We start from the raw sequence: 18943 nt of genomic DNA on the forward strand, positions 1-18943 counted from the left end.
GCGCGGTATGGGTGGTGCGCAACTCGGAATGCTTGCTGCGTGATTCAAACGTGGTCGTGAACCGGCGACGGAATCTTGTTGGAACGGTAAGAGTCTGCGCTCCGGTTCGGCCGCCAGAGACGCCAGTGTTTCGCGGACAACCGGAACGGGAGATGGTCTTGTAGGTGACGAGCACCGGACGACAACCGTTCGTCTGCTGGCAGGTTGAGCCACAGGGACAGTGAGGATGCCGCGTTCCCAAGGGTTGCGCGTATGCCTGACTCGCCGAGAGTCCGGCCGTATCCGTCGACGGCAAAGCGGCCGAACGCGTCGGGCGTGATGTCGGGATACGGCGCATGGGTGTCCGGGTCGATCAGGCGTACGGGCGCACTGTAGGTCAGTGCCGCCAAAGAACGTCCGTGGGTTGTGACCGCATCGGAACCAACGAGGGTATCGAGCGCTTCGTTGACAGAACCCGGTGGGACGTTCCATTCGGTATGGGTTTGCGCTTTGTAGCTGGGCCCACCGAAGAGCTCGGTAGCGAACGATGACAACTGCGCGGTCGGCTCGGATGGCCCACTCTGGTAGATCTCGAACGTCCACGACGGCAACGACACTGGTTCGATGCAGGCTTCCAGAAATGTCTGCAGGCGTTGAAATGCCACGTCGGGGCGCTTGACTCGAAGCGAGTGTGCACCACTGGGCAGCCCGTCGTATGTCACTACCTCGGGCAATGTGATGTCCGGTGTCCGCGCCGTCACAGGTTAGCCAATCGCGAAAGCACTACCCCGGCTGGTTCCTCCGTCGCGTGGCGATAGCCAGTACCGGCCCACAGGTGCATTCGCTCGGGATCTGCCTGCGCAACAGCGGCTTTGCGCATCGGGTTGGTCAGGTGATGGATGGCCGGGTACCCGATGGGCGCTTGTGCGTCGTAGCGATCGATGAACTCGTTCCGAAGCGCCCGTGCAGGACGTCCCGTGAAAGCTCTTGTGACGACCGTGTTCCCGCGGGACGTGTCGGCCAGAGCTGCCTTGTGCGGAGCCGAGGCACCACTCTCCTCGGTGCGCAGCAGTACGGTACCGACCACTGCCGCGTCCGCTCCGGCACGTAAGGCAGCAGCGACGTCGGCGGAGGTCGCCAGTCCACCGGCCGCCAATAGCGGAACAGAGGTGCGATGACGGATTTGTGCGATCAGTTCGGTGATCGGTGTTTCTGCCGGAACCTGCAGGGGAGTGAGCGTTCCGGAGTGTCCGCCGGCAGCCGACGATTGCACGACAAGCAGATCGGCACCGGCGTCGACGGCAAGGAGCGCCTCTGCCTCCGAAGTCACTGTGAGGACGACAAGTGAACCGGCAGCGCGCAGCGCCTTGATGACGCCCGGTGCGGGAAAGCCGAAGGTGAAGCTGACCACCGGAACCGGGCTGGCCAGGAGCAGATCGATCTTGTCCGCGAAATAGTCGTCGTCTTCGACCGGCTCACCGTCAGCCAGTGTGATGCCGAAGCGATCCGCCTCGACCTGGATCGCCCTGGCATAGGCACGGTAGGCATCGACATCGACAGGCACCGGGTTGGGCGCAAAAACGTTGACACCGAACGACACTCCCTCGGCGCGCACGGCGTCGATCTGTTCGGACAGAGCCTGAGGCGTCTTGTACCCGGCGGCGAGGAAGCCGAGACCGCCTGCGCGAGAGGCAGCAGCAACAAGTGCCGGTGTGGAAGCGCCGCCGGCCATGGGCGCTGCGATGACAGGGACCTTCAGGTCGAGATCGGTTGTGAGTGCGCTCATTCGAACATCTCCAGTCCTACGTCGGATAGTGCTCCGGCCGTTTCGTCATCTGACATCAAAAACTACCTCCTCAGTCGAGGTGGCTGTCCGAGGGTCCGCATCGAGATCGGAAGGGAATCGGAACCGCAAAACCGCGGCGGCCACTGCCGCGCCCAGAACGACGGCCGCACCCAACAGCAGAGCGTCGCGATACCCGTCTCGCAGCAACGGAGTGACAACGAGTGGGCCGAGAATCTGACCGACGCTGTATCCAGCGGTCAGCAACGCCACGGCGCGTGGGAACTGCAGGTGCGCGCCGATTGCCAACACAATTGACCCGATACCGAGGAAGGTGACACCGAACAGGAAAGCTGAAATCAGTGCGGGGCCGACGCCTCCGATCACAGCAGGAAGCGCTATGCCCACCGCCTGAATCAACAGGGCAACGAGAAGCAGAGTCGGCCTCGACCAACGCAGGCTGAGCCAAGCCCACAGGGCGCACGAGGGAAATGCGGCCAGACCGACCACTATCCAAGCGCCGCTGCCGACCCATTCTGGAGCGGCGAGATCGATTGCGGCAACAAGGAACGTGCCCGCGATGATGTAGCCGATGCCTTCCAGGAAATAGCTGATGAACAAGGCAGTGAACCCGCGTTGGGGAGTGGGAGTTCCCGGCGCGTCCGGTGTGATGACCGGACGCGGTTCCGGCGTCAATCCCCAGGCTGCGACCGCACACACCACTGCAAGGGCCGCAGATGCCAGCCAGGCTGTACTCCAGGTACCGATGACGCGGACGACGAACACGAGGACCCCGGACAGGGCGATACCCAGCCCAACTCCACCGAATCCCCATCCGGCCAAGAATCGGGACTGCCCCCGAAGGTGCGCGTGCAAAGCGCTGACGGCGATCATGAATACGAGGGCACTGGCAATGCCTGCGACGAGCCGCAGGGCGAACCAGATGGATCCGTCGTGGGTAGTGGGCATGAGCGCCAAAGTCGCGATGAGGACCACCAACGACGTACGCATCACCGCTGCCGAGCGCACCGCGCCGGGAATGAGGATTCCCGCGAGCGCGCCGATCAGGTACCCGACGTAGTTGGCCGTCGCCAGGGTTGCGCCGAGCGAGGCGGACAGACCGGCCTGCGTGTGCATCAACGGCAGAATCGGTGTGTAGACGAATCGACCGATTCCCATGCTCGCCGCCAGCGCAGCGGCAGCTTGGACAGCGTGCGCTCGCGGGGAGACGCCGTTGTGGATTGTGGTCATGGTCTTATCGTGTGCCCCGGCCGCGCCGGACCGCCACGACCGCTTTGCTCCTGACTGATAGGCACAACCTCCCACCGCACGTAGCATGAAGGATCGTGGAGCTGCGTCAGCTGAGATATTTCGAGGTCGTCGCCGAGGAATTGCACTTCGGCCGAGCCGCGGCGCGGCTACTGATAGCCGGGCCGTCATTGTCGCAGCAGATCATGGCACTCGAACGCGACCTCGGCGTCAAGCTGTTCGTCCGCGACCGTCGTTCCGTCGCTCTGACGCCAGCCGGCGCGGCCCTGCTCCCTGATGTCCGTGCGCTACTCGAGAGTGCCGAGAATCTGCGACGCCGCGCGGAGCGTCTGTCCGGAGCGGAGCCCGTCCGGATCGGCTACGTCAATTGGCTCCCCACGGATCTGATCGCGCGCACTTCAGGGGTCGCGCAACTGCACGTCGACGCCTGGGTGGTGCCTTCGCACGCGCAGGCCGCGCGGGTAGCGGACGGCAGCCTCGACCTGGCGATCGCCTGGGTGCGGAAAACCGATGTCGCCCAACATGCTCTGAGCGCAAGACTGCTCGGTGCGGATCGGCTGTACGCGGTCTCCACCGGAGAGGACACCACACCGGTGCGGGCACGCGACGTCGTCGTACTCGTCGACGACGACACCACCTCCTGGTATTCGTGGAACGTCTACGCCGAAGAATTCGCTCGCGATACCGGCGCACAGATTCTGCGCATCAACGACGGTGGTATCACCGGTCCGGCATTCTTCGATCACGTCCGTGCCGTCGGCCGTCCGGTCGTCAACTCGCCCAAAGGGCAGACCATCACGCTGCCAAGCGATCTCACTGCACGTGCGGTGATCGACCCCGCGGCAATCTGGACGTGGTCTCTCCTGTGCCGCGAGAACGAAACGCGCCCTGCAGTTCTCGCGGCCGTCGACGCTCTCACCCGCGGCGTCACTGATCTCGAAATCCACGAAGACGGGATATGGCTACCCATGGACGATCCTTACCGGAGGACTCGATGACACGACGCGCTATTCGAGTTTTCTGGGGACGACGGCCGGAATCGGTGCAGGCCGTGGCCTCCCGGTGGCGTCGGACGTTGGAGCAAGTCGAATTCCTGTTGCCCGAGGTGGTCGGCGGGTCGTGGCAACAGATCCATTCCGCTGGACCTGCTACTGCCGTGACCGTCGACCAGTTGGCGCAGGTCCTCGAGAACGCGCAGGCCGCCGAAGACTGGTCGGATCGTCTGGGAATCGGATTGAGGCTCGCATCCAGTGGAGGGCCCGAATGGGGGCTCGAACTCTCCGGGTTGGCGGGCGGCGAACCTGAAATCGTCCTTCAGTCGATGATTCTTGCCGTCAGCGCGCCGGACACCGCCGAAGTTCCTGAGACAGAACTACTTCGGATGCTCGCCGCGGAGTGGGAACCGGACTTCGGAGACGTCACCGACGACAACATCCTCGACGCTCTCGAAGACGAGTCCGACTATCGCGTCGGTGATCCCGTGATCGGACGAGTCGGCTACCTCTCGTCCGCTCGCGCTGACGCGATCCCGGGTGACCTCGCAGCAGGCGTTGCCGCGTTACCGGGCGGCGTGTTGCTACAGATCGGGGCCGTCGATGGGGTCGTTCGGGCGTACGAGCGCCTGCGCGAGACCGGCGCACTCGATCCGCTTCCGCGTCCACTGGACCGCGCAGTCTTCTGAAGGTGGTTACCGTTTGTCGAGTTTGGGTAGCCCGGGCGTCGGAACGAACTCTCACCGCGGCACTACCGCCGAAAAATGAACCGAAAGGCCCACCGCATGGTTGACGTCACCCGCAAATTCACCGCCGAGGTACCGATCGAAAAGGCTGCGGCGTTTCTCCGCGACTTCGCCAATGCGCCGACGTGGGATCCGGGCACCGAGAGCTGCACGCAGATCTCCGACGGCCCTGTCGGCGTCGGAACCCAGTGGCACAACGTGTCCAAGCTGTTCGGCGTCACCACGGAACTGACGTACACGCTGGTGACCGACGAGCTGAATCACGTTGTTCTCGAAGGAAAGAACAAGACTGCCACCAGTACCGACGACATCACCTTGACTTCAGTGAGTCCGAACTCGACCGAGATCGAATATCACGCGAACGTCGAGTTCAACGGTGCCGCCAAGATTGCGTCGCCTCTCCTGAAGGCGGGATTCGAAGCCAAAGTGGCACCGGAGACGGTGAAGAAGATGACGGAAGCCCTCGAAGCGCTCTGACAAGTCCGTCAGGTTCTTGTCACTGTGTGTTGCCGCCGCTCGCGCCACCGTTGCGAGCTTCGATGGCATCGATGGACTTCGTGAACGACTTTCCCAGCACTTGGGTGCCGACGAGTCCGAGTACCGACGCCAGGAGCTTTCCCTTGAGGTTCTTGCCGTCCCGGACCACGACGGCGTCGACATCGGTCAGACCCGTTGGCTGCCGGGTCAGCGTGTAGGTATGGCTCGACGCCCCGCCCCACAGGTTGGAGTCGGTGGTTGTCATCACGACGCGGTGCGGGTCGGTCCAGTCGTAGTGCAGACGCTCCCAGATACCACTGGAGCCCTCGGTGACATCAGCATCGTGGGGTCCTTGTTGGTGCACTTTCAGGTAGCTGTCCGCACTGCGGCCGAAGATTTCCTCACGGCCCGGGCCGAAGTCGGTCAGGCCGGCAAGGACCTGTTCGGGCGTCGCAGTGGTCGTCTTGTGAAGATGGATCGTGGTCATGGCGCCTTCTTTCAACTGTGGATGATCCGGTGCTGAAAAAGCCGGGGAGTGACTCATCCAGCACACCACTCACACGAAATGAATGAAAGACAATTGCTCGCCCAGTCTCGATCCGCTGTCTCGATCCGCTATTCGACGCCGCGCCGGCTGGCAGTGATTGCGCCGTGCGGCCTGTAGCCGCTCCCCGTCCGGGTATGGGTCTCGATCACGTCGAAGCCCGCTGTGACCAGCACCTCGGCAAGTTCGGTCACCGGCCATCGATAACCAGTCGTCGCGGCGTGATCAAAAGGCTCTACGGTTGCGCCTTCGAAGAAGCCCACCAGCAACCCACCACCTGGGCGGATCACGCGCGCGAATTCAGCGAGCGGTGCCTCGATATCTTGCGGGTGATGGTGAATGAGCGAGTACCAGGACAGCACGCCGCCCAGTGAATTCGTTTTCGCGTCCAATGCCTCGAAGCCCCCGACCTCGAAGGAAAGATCCGGGTATCGGGTGCGGGCTCGTTCGACGAACTCGGGCACGAGATCGATCCCGCTCACAGCCAGCCCGCTCTGGGCCAGGAAGTCTGTCCACTGCCCCGGCCCGCACCCGGCGTCGAGCACGGGGCCGGTCAAAGTGGCAGCCCAGCTGGTCACCAGGTCCCGATCAGATACGTGCGTCGAATCCATCGAGCCGAAGAGGTCCGTGTACTCCTGGGATCTGGCCGAATACGACTTTCGGACTACGTCGCGGCGCGTTGCACTCGAATTCTCCACGCCGTCAATAATTATCGATGTGCACCATTCCTCCGCCGCAACTCGCCGAACCGAAGGTTCATACTCTGTTGAAGGCCTACGGTCACGACCGGAAACTGAGGTCACACGGTGGAAGAGAAAGAACTGGCGGCGAAGATCCGCGAACTACTCAGTGCCCGATCGGCCGAGTCGAGCATCTGCCCCTCCGACGTGGCCCGCGCAGCGGCACCCGACAATTGGCGTCCGCTGATGGAATCCGTCCGAGAGGCTGCCCGCCACATGGTGGCCGACGGCGAAGTGCAGATCACCCAGGGCGGCGAAGTCGTCGACCCGGAATCCGTACGAGGTCCGATCAGGATTCGGTGGGCTCGTTGATCAACCGCGTGACTTCTGGCGGCGCTGCTCTCGCAGCGTGAATCAGCGGAAACGGTCCAGATGCTCACGCAGGAACGCATCCAGGCTTCGTGGCTCACGCCCCAGGACACGTGCCACCGTGTCGGTGGGTGACTCCGGGCGCGAGACGGCAAGTTGCTGGATCTCCAGAATGTGCTCGGCCAGCCACGGAGGCATGTGGGCATGATCGACGAGGTTTTGCCGCAGTTCGTGCGGTGGCAGGTCGATATATTGGACGGGGCGATCGAGCATGCGGGTCAGAGAATCGGCGATGCCGCCGTAGCCGACTGCCTCGCTGCCCGTCAGGACGTAGGTACCGCCGGCGAGGTCGGCGCGTGTGAGCACGGCCGCGGCGACGTCACCGATGTCTCGGCAGTCGATCCAGTTGCACGGCGCGTCCCGCATCGCGCCCAGAATCACCCCTTGCGCAGCCACCGCCGGAGCCAGGAGCAACAGATTCTGCATGAACGCATAGGGGCGGAGCAGAGTGTGGCGGATCCCGGATGCGCGCAGGTGTTCGCCGACGGCGTGGTGGCCGCGGGAGAGAGCGATGGGGGAGTCGGCCGCGGCGGCGGGGTCGGAGATCTTGACGATGTGTTCGACGCCGCTCTCGGCGGCTATGTCGATCACACGCGTTTCGAGCTCGACCTGTTCGAGTCCGTTGGCCATGGCGAGGAAAAGCTGTTCGGCCCCTTTGAAAGCCGTCCGTAGCGAAGTTGGGTCTGCGGCATCGGCCGGCACTACTTCGACCAAACCGTCGGCCAAGTCGCCGAGGTGGGCGCTCAGCCTGTCCGGGTCGCGGGACAGCGCTCGGCTCGGCACACCCGAGGATGCGAGACTGTGTAGCAACGCGCCGCCTGTGGTTCCGGACGCTCCCATGATGACGATCATCGTGTTCCTTTCGGTCTTCCCCGGGAAGCCGGGGATCGTTGACATGTGTTGTCTGTCAGGGATTCTGACGGCGCCATCGCCAGCTGACGATGACGGCAGCGACAGCGGCAGATATCGGTAGATCGAGTTGCAGGCGAGCAAGCCAAGCAGTGTCGACCACGCTCGTGTGAGCTGGTAGCCAACGGGAGGCGAACCACCCGACGAGACCAGCAATCACAGCGGCTCCGACGGCAAGAATTGCCGCCACCATGATGCGAGGCAGGGCCGTGGTCCACGGCCGTGACCTCCCGCGACGCTGCAGCCAGGAGCCGATCAGCAACGCCACCACTGCCGACGTGCCCGCAATGGACGTAAATGCCGCCATCGTGAGGCCCGATTGGCCGGATGCGACTCCGCCCGCACCCGCCATCAGCGCAGGGGCAAGGTAGGCGACCAGCACCTCTCTCCACAGGGTGAAAGGTCGTGCGGCGCGACGATCGGCAACCGGGTCGAGTCGATTGGAATCGGTTATCTCCCTTTTGTTTTCGCGACGGATCGGCGGGGTGAGTCCGGACATGAAGGAGACCAACTTTCCGATTATAATTAGGTGGCTAACTATTTGGGCATGAAAAGAGAAGTCTCTGTCGAGAATTGACGACGATTCGAATCGCTACGCGAATACTTGGAATCCCAGCCGACTACTCCGCAGTCAGCGCACCGATACCGCGAACGACCCGCGAGAGCAGATCCAGAAAGACCGCTCGCTCGTCGACAGTGAGCTCGTCGACCATTTCCTCGAGACGAGCAAAGTGTTCGGGCGCCATGTCACGTAACCGCTGAGCGCCACGAGCAGTCAGGACGACCACCGCACCACGCCCGTCCTCCTCGGACGGACGTCGAGCGACCAAACCCTCCTGCTCGAGCCCATCGACCAAGCCGGTGACCGTGGCCCGCGAGACGCCGAGATCAGCGGCCAGACGTGAGGGAGATTTCTCCCCGTCGTGGTCTTCCAGATCCGCAAGCAGTCGGTAACGGCCGGTCGACAGCCCATACCTCGCGAAGTGAACCTCAGTCGCTCGACCGAGTCGCGCGCCCGCCGAGATCAGCCGCACCGCAACCAGCACCGCCTGCGGATCGGACCCGAGGCCGTAGTGCTCCAACTGCCGCCGCGCCTGATCCAACGTGGGTGAGTCGTGATCGGTTCCGTCCACTGCCATGCAACTAATATGGCACCTAACTACATTCTGGTCAACCCTCCACCAGAGCTAGTGTCAACGCTGCCGAAGCCGTGCGCGAGTTGCAACAGGTCCAGATCGGCATGACTGCGAGCCAGAACCTGTATACCCATTGGCAGCCCGTCAGAATTGAAGCCTGCAGGCAGGCTGATCACTGGAAGGGTCGCAAAGCCGGGTGTCTCAACGTGATTCGATGGCCGTGACGATCCGGATCACAGCATGAACCCACGCATCTGCCGACGTCTCCAGCTCACCGAACGAAATCGCATCGGCTACGCACTCCAAGGCTCGCGCCGTTGAATCCATACCGACCATGACTACCCCTGCTGCACAACGACGAAGCGCAGAAATAGTAGGCTCAGCCGCATTTCTCAGCCCGCGGTGAGCGATGTCCGCGAGTACGGATAGAGCTCCCTCCAGCGCACTGTCGATGGCGTCCACACCGCCCGTCGTGACTGCGCGAGTCATCGTCGCACCGCCGAGGCCTTCTTCGAGATCGGGAACGATGACGCCGAGGTCGCATGCAATAGCGAATGGTGTCATCCACAACGCACCGGCTCGGACAGTCAGCCGACCGCTCACGGCCCTCGGCCGGGCCGACGTTGCCCGGACCATCGCGTCGATTGCACCGGGCGCATGCGCTCGATGTACGACGCTCACCTGCGCCAGGTTGCCACGCCCATCTCCGACCCGCATTGTCCACATCTGTTCTGCAGGAGCGTAATCGGTGCTGATTACAGAATCTATTCGCATCACACCGACGCCATCGGTAGTCAGCCGGGCTCGGGCAAACGGCGGCGGGCGCTCGATGAACCGGCGATGCATCTCGGCGTAATCGTCCACCACGTCAATCGATTTTTCCCACGCGTCGACGCCGAGAGGGAGAATGGAAGTCCGCCCGATCCCTTTACGCCCGAGGCGGATTCTGTGGTTGGCACGGCGAACCGCTGATTCTGTGAGCACTGTCGATGAAGCCAAAGCGGCGACCGTCGAACCGGCAATTCGGCGAGTCGAGATCGCATACCCGGAGAGTGCCTCGTCGGATTCACTCGACCAATCGTGACTCATGAGAAAGACTGCATCCGAATCGGGTTCGGCGAAGTAGATATCGGCGGTAGTCGAATCGCCAGTCGCCGTCACCCTCGCGCCGAGGCTGATCAGACGTGAACGACGCAGCGGAGTTTCACCGGGAGTCTCGGTCCCTAGTGCTGTCCCGGCAAGCGATGAATCGACCGATTCACCGAGTTCGACCCTCGCATGAATCTCGGCGATGATCATCGCCACTCGTGTGCGACTGTGCCCGGCATGCCGCATCGAATAGGCCTCGATCTGGTCGGTCAGTTCTATGCACGCATCGGCCAACCAGATTGCGGAACCTGCCTCAATGGTGCGGGTGTCTCTGACGGCAGTGGCGTGTTGCACCGCCGTTGTGGTGGACAGACCGTCCACGAGGATCGTCCGCGCCAAGGCCCTTGCCAGAGCACTTCGATCAGCATCTCGCACGACTGAACTCCGACCCACGTGCACATGGTCGGTTCCGGATTCGTCCGCCGCCCGAACCGCCCACACGGCAAGTGCTATCGCTTCTGCCGTCGTGTGCGCAGATGCCGAAGAATGGGCGTGACTCAGTTCATGTGGGACCAAGAACCGGACCGTGCAATGCGGGAGTTCGACTCGCACAACAGGATCTGTACCCCGAGCTCGATGCACTGTTGCCTGGTAGCCCTCCCGCCTGGTCCGATTCGCCCGTGCCAGTACCGCCGCTCCGAGAAATGCCTCCAGCGCCTCGTCATCGAATTCCCCTGGTGTCCAGTCTATGTGATCGAAGCTCGACCCGTGATTCGCCCGATAAACGAGAACGAGACCGACACGGTGCCGGCACACCGAGCTTGCGCCACACGTGCACGACGCTTCCGAGAATGGAACGCCGGCAGGAAGACTGGTTTCGACACCGTCGCCGTACCTGACGAGGATCCGTTCGCTCGTCACCAAGAGTTCAGGCGTTTCCTCGGCGAACATACGCGCGGCTCGCTTGACGAGCCCGCGATTGGCGACCAGCGCAAGCGCATCGTCGGTGAGCGCAGCCAGATCAGGCCGGGACGTCATCGAATACAACCGGCCACGAATTCGGCCAGCCCTCCGGGAGTCATCGCACCGACGTGCACACCCAGTCGCGTCAAGCGACGGGCAATTTCACGGTCGTAATCAGGGTCACCAGCATCGTCGAGCGCAGCAAGCGCCAGGACACGCACACCATTGTCCGTGAGACCGGCAACGCTCCGGACGAACCGATCCGGTGCACTTTCGTACAGATCGGAGATGATGACAACAATCGTTCGTTGCGGCGTATCCACAAGTTGCGCGGCATAATCGACGGCCTTTGCACCGTCATTCCCGCCTCCCAATTGGACGCTCATCAAGAGCTCGACCGGGTCGAGAACCTCGGACGTGAGATCGACGACATTGGTGTCGTATGCAATGAGGTGAGTCCTCAATCCGGGGACATTCCAGAAACATGCAGCGGTGATCGCCGAGTGGATGACAGAGTCGATCATCGATCCGGACTGGTCGACCAACAGAATCAACGTCCACGTATCCGTGTGCCGACGAGTTCGCGAAGTGAACAAAGGCTTTTCGATAGCAATCTTGCGTGTTTGCGGTGACCAATGCTGCAGATTGGCGCGAACCGTTGCCTCGAAGTCGAAATTGCGCGAATTACGAAACGCTGTTCTGTGTCGGCTACGTTTGCCGTGGAAGGTCCTGCGGACGTCCACCGAGAGCCTCTCGATCAACTCGCGTACGACATTGTCGACAGCCTTTTTTGCCATCGCCAGAACTCGGGGATCCATCAGGTGTTTGGTACGCAGCACTGCTCGAAGCAGAGTCACGCTGGGCTCGATACGCTGCAACGCTTCCAAATCTGTCACCACTTCGGTGATTTCGTATTTCTCCACGGCGTCGCGTTCGAGTCGATGAACTGTCTCGCGAGGAAAAAGACGGTGGATGTCGTCGAGCCAGTCCACGGCCGTCACCGTCGTTTCGCCGAGCCCATTGGGGCGATACCGCCCATCCTTGCGACTCGGCGGAACCGCACCCGGGGAACCGGGCGTATCTCCGCCACCCGGGTTGTCTCCAGTCGTTACGGAGTCGGTCCCCTGCAGTCGGGAAGTTCCAGCGCGAACGCCCTGCGCGCTGCGAGCCGGGTCACGGCCGTACAGCCACTCCAACGCGTCGTCGCGTTCAGCCGCATCGCCCGTTGGATCACCGAGTACTCCGGCCGACGCATCACCCAGAATCAGCCGCCATCGTTCGATGTTCATCGCATACCGATCTGGGCAAGCGCGTCGTCCACCCGGGCGTCGAGCTGCCTTCCGACATCCAGGGAGTTCACGACTGCAGCCTCTGGTGTCGACGTTGTCAGGCGGCGCGCGATGATGTCGCGTTCATGGGGAGGGAAGAATTCGAAGGACTGCCGTAGCGCGGGAAGTGCTGTCAGGAACTCGTGTTCGGACAGTCTGCTCACGATTTCATCGACGGCGGTCAACACTGTGTCGCTGGATTCCGCGTCCAGAAAACGCTCACGTGCTACTCCGAACAGTCCGCACAACCAATCACCGAGGTGTTCTGCAGGAATCGATCGAACGGCGTCGACTGCTGCATCGGGGGGAATTCGATCCCAGGACGTTCCCAGGGCCGATCCCCTGATGTCGACCGCGGCACCATTGTCACGTGCCAGAGCGGTCAGTTCGTCGGCCGGATCAGTCGAGAGGATCTCCGTCGCATACTCCATCGCATCGGATAACGCTGCGAGAGCTGATATCCGGGGGAGATCAGCGCCACCGGTCGTGGCCCGAACTCGGTGCGCCAACGCAACGACCTGCGAGGACGCCGAATCAATTATCGCCCCGAGCAGTGTGGACCCTCGGCTCCCGAAGAGTGAGTCGTGCCGCCACAGGTCCAGAGCGGCTCGAAGCAGCAGGCCTGTGCCCCCGAGATCTCCTACGCCCTTCAATGATTCGGATGCGATCGACTCGGTTCGGTCAGCCACCGAGTCGAGTCCACAAAGAACTGCATCGAACAGAATGTGTGCAAGACGCTCGACATCAGCCGCAGCCGAAGTCAGCGAAGATTCCAGGGTGGCCCCAGCTGCCTCTACCAGAGTATGGCCTTTGGCTGCAGCCTCGACCAGCGCCGGGAGGCGGTCTGCGGAGTCGACAATCATCCACCGTTCTGTCGACACCACTGCAGAACCACTGCCTGGACCTGCAGTTCGCTCGAATCCTGGCACTCCCAGCACACGCAACTGATGTAGTGCACGACTACGCTGACGACTACGCTCGTCGGCCAAGTCGAGTGCAACAGGGCCGGGCAAGAGGTCGAACTCCTCGAGGAGCATATCGACGTGACAAACCAATCCCGGTACCGGTGAATCAGGGTGCAGCGTGCCCCGCCGATCACCTCGCATCGTGCGCATACAGGCCGAGATGACGGGGTCGGGTTCGGGCCCCAGAGGTTCCCCTGCGAGTGTCCAAGGCAGCGGCGACGCCAACGCCTCACCCACCAATGTACTTGCTGCAGCATCTAATACATCTCGTCGCGTCGGCAGCGCGTGACCACGGATAGCGGCGAGTCCGAGGATCTGCGTACGGAATCCGATGAAATCCGTTGTCGAGACGCGTTGATTCCGGGATCGCAAATCACGGACGATCGCCGCGGCTGCAACCTCCCCGGCCGATGTCGTTTTCTGCCAGAGCTTCTCGTACCACCATGGGGATTCCAGGTCGAGACGACTGTAGGAATAGGGGACCAGGTAACTGCCGATGTCGACATCAGGGCCCGCGGTCGGAACGGCGGGCCAGAATCCGTCGGTCGGTCTACCGCGAGCCAGTTCGGACATGATCGCCGGCCGATGACGCCCGCCGCAGACGACAACGACCGCACCGCTTCCGGGGCGCTCTCGAGCGGCCCGTATCCACGATGCCATGTACTGTTCGCGCTCGGACACTGTGGCGTCACCTACCCGGATCGCATCGAAGTAGTCGTCGAGGACGGCAGTCAATTCCTCGACAGTGAGCGTATCGGCGCGCGACTCGACGACGTGATCCCACATCGCGTCGACCGTGTCCAGTCCCAGTCCGGCCGCCAATACTGTTGCAGCCACACTGTACTCGTCCGGCGGCCCGTCGAAAGCGGGGTGCCAGGCGGGAAGATCGATCAACCGAACCTCCGCCGACACCTTGGAGGCCGACCGAAGGGCGATCCATTCTGGAGACCAATCGGTGAAGGCAGCCCATGTCACGCGCGTGTGCGCTCCTCGTCGCACGTGGGAGTACAGCGCGATCGGCAACTTGTGATCGAGTCTCAGTTCATCGATTCGATCGGTGAAGTCTGCGGGTCCCTCGATCAAGACATGCGTCGGCTGCAGGCGTTCAATGGTCTCCGCCACGATCCGAGCACACGCAGGGCTGTGGTGCCGAATCCCGATCACCACGACGTCGCGACCAGCGTCCACCACAGCGACGCTCACGGTCCGGTCAGACGTGCGTGCGCCCGGCGTAGCTCTTGCCATGCCGCACTCGTCCGCTGCGACCCTACTTTCTCGACGTAGCGGCGCAACCGGGCAGCATCCTCACTGTTGTCTTTCGTCGCCGTACCGGCCAGGGACTCGGCGAGGTCGGTGACGGTACCGGCGTCTCCTCGCAAGAACCACCCACGAATACCGGTGGCATGCGCAAGGGACACCGCTTCAGCCGTGCTCATCACCGATGACAGTCGCTCGACCGGCGATCCGTTCGCGGTGAATCCTGTACGTAGGTCACGAAACAGCGTGACCAACAACTCGGACACTGCCGGATCTTGTTCTGCAGCTACACCGGAAGCACGCAGCAAGGCCGCCGATTCTGTTCGCACGAGTTCGACTTCGGTGTCGAAATCGGCGATCGGGTGCACGGTCTCGAAGTTGAAGCGCCGTTTGAGTGCGGCGCTCATCTCGTTGACGCCACGGTCGCGGGTGTTTGCGGTGGCGATCACATTGAAACCCTCACGGGCATAGACCATTGCGTCGTCTCCGGAAAGTTCCGGGACTGCCAGCACCCGTTCGGACAGCAACGACAACAGAGTGTCCTGCACTTCGAGCGGACACCGCGTGACCTCCTCGAACCGCACGACGCGTCCCTCGGCCATTCCACGCATCATCGGCGCTGGAACCATCGATCGAGTCGAGGGGCCTTCCGCGACGAGCAGTGCATAGTTCCACGAATACCGGATCTGATCCTCGGTCGTGGCGGCACCGCCCTGGATCGTGAGGGTCGAATCCCCGCTCACGGCAGCGGCGATGAGCTCTGACAGTAGCGATTTGGCAGTACCAGGTTCTCCGACCAGCATCAATCCACGTGTCGTCGCCAAGGTGACGAGTGAGCGTTCGACGAGCGATGCGTTGCCTACGTATTTCGGCGCTATTCCCAGCTCGACGTCGCCCATGACGAACGTCCGCGCCGACGTGAGGGTTAGACGCCACCCCGGTGGTCGCGGCCCAGTGTCTTCTTCGGCCAAACGCGCAAGTTCCTCGGCAAACCGCTCCTCAGCCGGTGGGCGCTGGACTCGTGAAGTCACGAGGCGAACCCTGCCAAGTCTGCGATGAGTTCGGAGACCGTCGCACGATCGACATCGTTCAAAGTCCCCCCACGGAGTTCCACCGAAACGAGCTTCTGATCGGGGTACCCGTTGTAAGGGTCTCCCGTCCCCATCCCGGGCTCCAACCCCAGCAGAACAGACACGTCATCGCTGAGCTGGTACAGCAGGCCTTGTCCCCAGGAAGCTGGGTTCTCCCACACCGGTTCCCATCCTCTGTACGTCAACCGCAGTGCCTGACTGGGGCTGGCGGTTACTCCGGTGAATCGACTCAGTCCACTCCCGTCGACGTCATCGGGTAGCGGATCGTGGACAGCACGACCCAACTGTGGGAAAGGCTGCAAGATTTCGTAGTCGGCGAACACGTCGGACCACGCGCCCACCGTATCGGGTATGTGCGCGGGGTGTACTAGCCCGATACGGCCCTCCGGTAGCTCGACGGTCTGGTCGTCGATGTCGGCCAAGGTACTGTCCTCCGCGACCCGGAACACGACTGTAGGCAGACCGCTGTCATCGAACGATGCCCACAGCAGTCGCCGTGCAACGTGAATCAGCAGCGGATGGCCGAGCACGAAGTCGTCGAATTCTGTCCTAGTCCAGCGGCGCCCGGTAACCATCGAACGGTTCAGGCGTTTGATCTGCTCGGCAGCAACAGCTTTCGTTTCTCGCTTAAGCTCGGTGAATCGCTTCTTCGCACTCTCGGCGAGAACAACGTCATCATTTCTGGTGGGTTTGGGCAGTCCTGACGTCTTCTTACCTCCTCCGTCGAGCACATAAGGCACGAGAGCCTCCGTGAAACCAACGGTGAACATCCGCGTCCCGTAGTCGAAGTTCATAGTGCCGTCCGGCGTCAGATCGAGATCAGGAACGATCCGGTCGGCCAGCTGTTCTCGATCGAGCCCGAGACTGTCGGCCAACTCTGCGACGCGTTGTGCCGCTCCGTTCTTCAACGACTTGAACTTCATTTTTCGGGAGATGTGATCGAGTTCTGTCAACGCGCGGGCTGACCCATGTGCAGCCAGTGCATCGAGACCGAGTTGTGCTCGTGCTGCACCATTCTCACCTGGCCACCGTCTGACGAGGGGTGCCAATCTTGCCACTGTCGAATCGTCGCCGAGCCAACCCAGCGCAAGAATCACCCAGTTGTCCTTCGACGGAGCGCCGGCACCCCACCATCGTTCGAATAGTTCCCACGCGGCCTCGGCGAGCGACGATCGGTCACAATACGCAGTTACTACATCGAGTCCGGCGTAAGGAGCGTCCGCGGTTCCGATTGCGCACATCGTCAGGATCGTCGACACCGCCGACGTCGGCAGTGCGGCCGATCGATTCTCGTTCAGAATCAGCGGAAGTGAAGAGACATCCACCCAAACCGGAGTTTTCGGTATCCGCTTGGGCAACATCTCGAGCGGGTCGAGATCGACAATGCCGGCGACTACCTGCCCGGCTTCGGGGCCGTACCGGTTCGCTCCGTCGACCACTGTCTCGCGTGAGGTTGTTCTGGCGAGCGCACGCAGGGCGGCGGCAGCATGATCACGTTGAGCACCTGCCGGACCCACTGCGTCTGGAACGAGTAGTGCCACTGCATCTTCAGCGTGTCGAACCAGCCACGCCATCGCAGGTTTGCGGAGATTCTTCCTGGTGGCGAACATCGTCGCATGCACGCGCGCGACATCGATATCGACATATGGCATCAAGTATGGCGCCGCGGCACCTGGATGAGCGCGCGTGAAGCGAAGCATCAGCGGCAGCGCATCGAGTTCGTAGCGAGCGACAACCCGAAGTGGATCCTTGAGCGAGGTTCCGGGCCAGTCCGTCAGGAACGGGCGCGCGATTTCGTCTGGGGCCAGTAGAAAAATCACCCAGGTGTTCCAGTCATGGGTGGAACGCGGTGATACATCCTGCACATACTGTTTGTAATTTTCCCACGTGGTGTAGGAGTAGTCGCTCGGAGTGTTCTTGATTTGTTCGAGTTCACCTGGAAGCCAGACTATTCGGCTGATTTCAGGAGAAACGAGATCACCGATCACCGCGACGTCGAGCGCTTTCTTTCTGTTCGACCACGGCGGAGCGACGAGAATGGGCGGAAGATCCGTGGCCTCGGGCGTCGGCGTCGACAATTCGGCGATCCTTCGCCGTGCAGGCTCGGGAAGTGTAGGCGACAGCTCGGCGGCGATGTCGGGATTCGCCCGCACGTGACGGTCCAACAGGTCGATATCCCTCTCTGCCAATATCTTCAATGCTCGACGTGGGTAATGTTGCATTGCGTGTAGGACCGCGGGCAACGCACTCTTCACGTGGCGACGTTCAACCAGAGCAGTGAACGCTTCGTCGGTGGGTATCGCCGAGAGCGCCCAGAGGATTCGGAGCAGTGTCGCCTCGTCCCTCATGTTTCCGTACTGGTTTGGTTTGTCGAACGCATCGACCAACAGTCCGGTAAGACCTGCACCTATGCCGTCAACTACTGCGGCAATCATCGCCTCGTCCTCGAGCCAACTGCGCATTGCGTGTGAGTCGGTCACCCGTTCGAGCTGCTGTACCGTGTTCGACGAAACCGTCAGCTGAGTGTTCCAGTGATACCACCGAGCGCGCATTCCCATGATGAGTTCTTCCGACCACCCTTCCTCGGTCGGAAAGATGTACGACGCCGTCAAACGGCGGGTGCTGTTGGTGCGCATCGACGACGCCACCTCTCGGGCTGCGGCGTAGTCCTCGTCAGAGGCTGTCGCCAACAGGCCGCGCATACGGTCGAGCATGTGCTCTCGGACCACTTGCGCATCAGGTTCGTCCGTCCGCCCGAGCTGCTCGCGCAGTACACACTCAGGCATCTTGTATCCCGCAGCTGGCGACTCACCGCCGATGTTCGCCACTACAATTACCGCGTCGGGTCCCAGCTCTGACACAGGCACCGAAACATGAACGAACCGCAGGTCGGCCCATTCCAAGAGTGCTTCGACCGCGAAGACCAACCCGTGCCGTGCCACCAACCCGTCCACGAGAACTGTCGATTGTTGCCGGTCATTATCTGCGTAGCGGCCGAGTATGCAGTACAAAGCAGCTGCACCGAGAGCGGAGATCTCACCGGCTTGATACTTCCGGGCGGCGAGGGTGAGCTCGTCAGGATCAGGATCATTGACCAAATACGCCGAACTGAATTCGCGAAACTGGTCGTCGCTGTCGAATTGTCGATCGAGTTCGGCACCGGCTGCGGGATCGACAGGTGCCACGTCGGCGGCAAAACCGCCGCGCCGGGGGTACTTCATCGGCAACCACGACGCGGGCGGCACGGCAGTAGATTCGGTCGTGGTGTGGTTCACGCGTCTCCTCGAGATCCCGGCCCGGTCGGCG

The 18943-nt window shown here is 62.2% G+C and carries 17 protein-coding genes; 4 read left to right on the forward strand and 13 right to left on the reverse strand.

The features are described from left to right. Window positions 1–44 precede the first annotated feature (44 nt). The 3 genes from BH682_RS28135 to BH682_RS28145 are packed head-to-tail and all read right to left on the reverse strand — an operon-like array spanning window position 45 to window position 3013. Entirely contained in the window at window positions 45–740 is a 696-nt protein-coding gene (locus BH682_RS28135) for a hypothetical protein (protein WP_075834858.1), read from the reverse strand. After that, on the reverse strand, window positions 737–1765 hold the full coding sequence (locus BH682_RS28140; protein WP_075834859.1) for an NAD(P)H-dependent flavin oxidoreductase: 1029 nt from the start codon (window positions 1763–1765) through the stop codon (window positions 737–739). Before BH682_RS28140 ends, BH682_RS28135 begins: the two co-directional genes overlap by 4 nt. A 45-nt stretch (window positions 1766–1810) precedes the next feature. Continuing rightward, complete coding sequence (locus tag BH682_RS28145; protein ID WP_075834861.1) at window positions 1811–3013, reverse strand: YbfB/YjiJ family MFS transporter; 1203 nt, start codon at window positions 3011–3013, stop codon at window positions 1811–1813. 95 nt (window positions 3014–3108) lie between these two features. Between BH682_RS28145 and BH682_RS28150 the strand changes: the two genes are divergently transcribed. The 3 genes from BH682_RS28150 to BH682_RS28160 all read left to right on the forward strand — a co-directional run bounded on the left by BH682_RS28150 (window position 3109) and on the right by BH682_RS28160 (window position 5246). After that, window positions 3109–4029 carry a LysR family transcriptional regulator gene (locus tag BH682_RS28150; RefSeq protein ID WP_075834863.1) on the forward strand — a complete coding sequence of 307 codons (921 nt, stop codon included), beginning with the start codon at window positions 3109–3111 and terminating at the stop codon, window positions 4027–4029. After that, entirely contained in the window at window positions 4026–4712 is a 687-nt protein-coding gene (locus BH682_RS28155; protein ID WP_075834866.1) for a hypothetical protein, read from the forward strand. Before BH682_RS28150 ends, BH682_RS28155 begins: the two co-directional genes overlap by 4 nt. A gap of 96 nt (window positions 4713–4808) precedes the next feature. Then, on the forward strand, window positions 4809–5246 hold the full coding sequence (locus tag BH682_RS28160; protein ID WP_046379623.1) for an SRPBCC family protein: 438 nt from the start codon (window positions 4809–4811) through the stop codon (window positions 5244–5246). A gap of 19 nt (window positions 5247–5265) precedes the next feature. Here the strand turns inward: BH682_RS28160 and BH682_RS28165 are convergent, their stop codons facing one another. Continuing rightward, the gene (locus tag BH682_RS28165) at window positions 5266–5733 is read right to left on the reverse strand and encodes a hypothetical protein (RefSeq protein ID WP_020971317.1); all 468 of its coding nucleotides are present in this window, start codon (window positions 5731–5733) and stop codon (window positions 5266–5268) included. 128 nt (window positions 5734–5861) lie between these two features. After that, a complete protein-coding gene (locus BH682_RS28170; protein WP_172933127.1) occupies window positions 5862–6488 on the reverse strand; it encodes a class I SAM-dependent methyltransferase in 627 nt (208 codons plus the stop codon). Window positions 6489–6596: 108 nt separating this feature from the next. Here BH682_RS28170 and BH682_RS28175 point away from each other — a divergent pair, with 108 nt between their 5' ends. Further along, the gene (locus tag BH682_RS28175) at window positions 6597–6842 is read left to right on the forward strand and encodes a DUF3253 domain-containing protein (protein WP_050654941.1); all 246 of its coding nucleotides are present in this window, start codon (window positions 6597–6599) and stop codon (window positions 6840–6842) included. 42 nt (window positions 6843–6884) lie between these two features. Here BH682_RS28175 and BH682_RS28180 read toward each other — a convergent pair whose 3' ends face one another. From BH682_RS28180 to BH682_RS28215, 8 genes are all read right to left on the reverse strand, one after another. Then, window positions 6885–7796 carry an NmrA family NAD(P)-binding protein gene (locus BH682_RS28180; protein ID WP_230587623.1) on the reverse strand — a complete coding sequence of 304 codons (912 nt, stop codon included), beginning with the start codon at window positions 7794–7796 and terminating at the stop codon, window positions 6885–6887. 10 nt (window positions 7797–7806) lie between these two features. After that, window positions 7807–8307: a hypothetical protein gene (locus BH682_RS28185; protein WP_054826753.1), complete on the reverse strand. Its 501-nt coding sequence runs from the start codon at window positions 8305–8307 to the stop codon at window positions 7807–7809. Between the two features lie 121 nt (window positions 8308–8428). Further along, complete coding sequence (locus BH682_RS28190; RefSeq protein ID WP_075834868.1) at window positions 8429–8947, reverse strand: MarR family winged helix-turn-helix transcriptional regulator; 519 nt, start codon at window positions 8945–8947, stop codon at window positions 8429–8431. Window positions 8948–9145: 198 nt separating this feature from the next. Beyond that, entirely contained in the window at window positions 9146–11071 is a 1926-nt protein-coding gene (locus tag BH682_RS28195) for a hypothetical protein (protein WP_075834870.1), read from the reverse strand. Then, window positions 11068–12285, reverse strand: coding sequence for a VWA domain-containing protein (locus BH682_RS28200; protein ID WP_003943008.1), 1218 nt, complete (start codon window positions 12283–12285; stop codon window positions 11068–11070). The genes BH682_RS28195 and BH682_RS28200 overlap by 4 nt, the downstream gene beginning before the upstream one ends. After that, the gene (locus BH682_RS28205; protein WP_143542534.1) at window positions 12282–14534 is read right to left on the reverse strand and encodes a DUF5682 family protein; all 2253 of its coding nucleotides are present in this window, start codon (window positions 14532–14534) and stop codon (window positions 12282–12284) included. Before BH682_RS28205 ends, BH682_RS28200 begins: the two co-directional genes overlap by 4 nt. Then, entirely contained in the window at window positions 14489–15577 is a 1089-nt protein-coding gene (locus BH682_RS28210) for an ATP-binding protein (RefSeq protein ID WP_003943024.1), read from the reverse strand. Before BH682_RS28210 ends, BH682_RS28205 begins: the two co-directional genes overlap by 46 nt. After that, window positions 15574–18912, reverse strand: a complete 3339-nt coding sequence (locus tag BH682_RS28215) for a DUF4132 domain-containing protein (protein WP_190287602.1) — start codon at window positions 18910–18912, stop codon at window positions 15574–15576. The genes BH682_RS28210 and BH682_RS28215 overlap by 4 nt, the downstream gene beginning before the upstream one ends. Window positions 18913–18943: the final 31 nt, after the last annotated feature.

This window comes from Rhodococcus sp. YL-1 (assembly GCF_001942025.1).
Taxonomy (GTDB): Bacteria; Actinomycetota; Actinomycetes; order Mycobacteriales; family Mycobacteriaceae; genus Rhodococcus_F; species Rhodococcus_F qingshengii.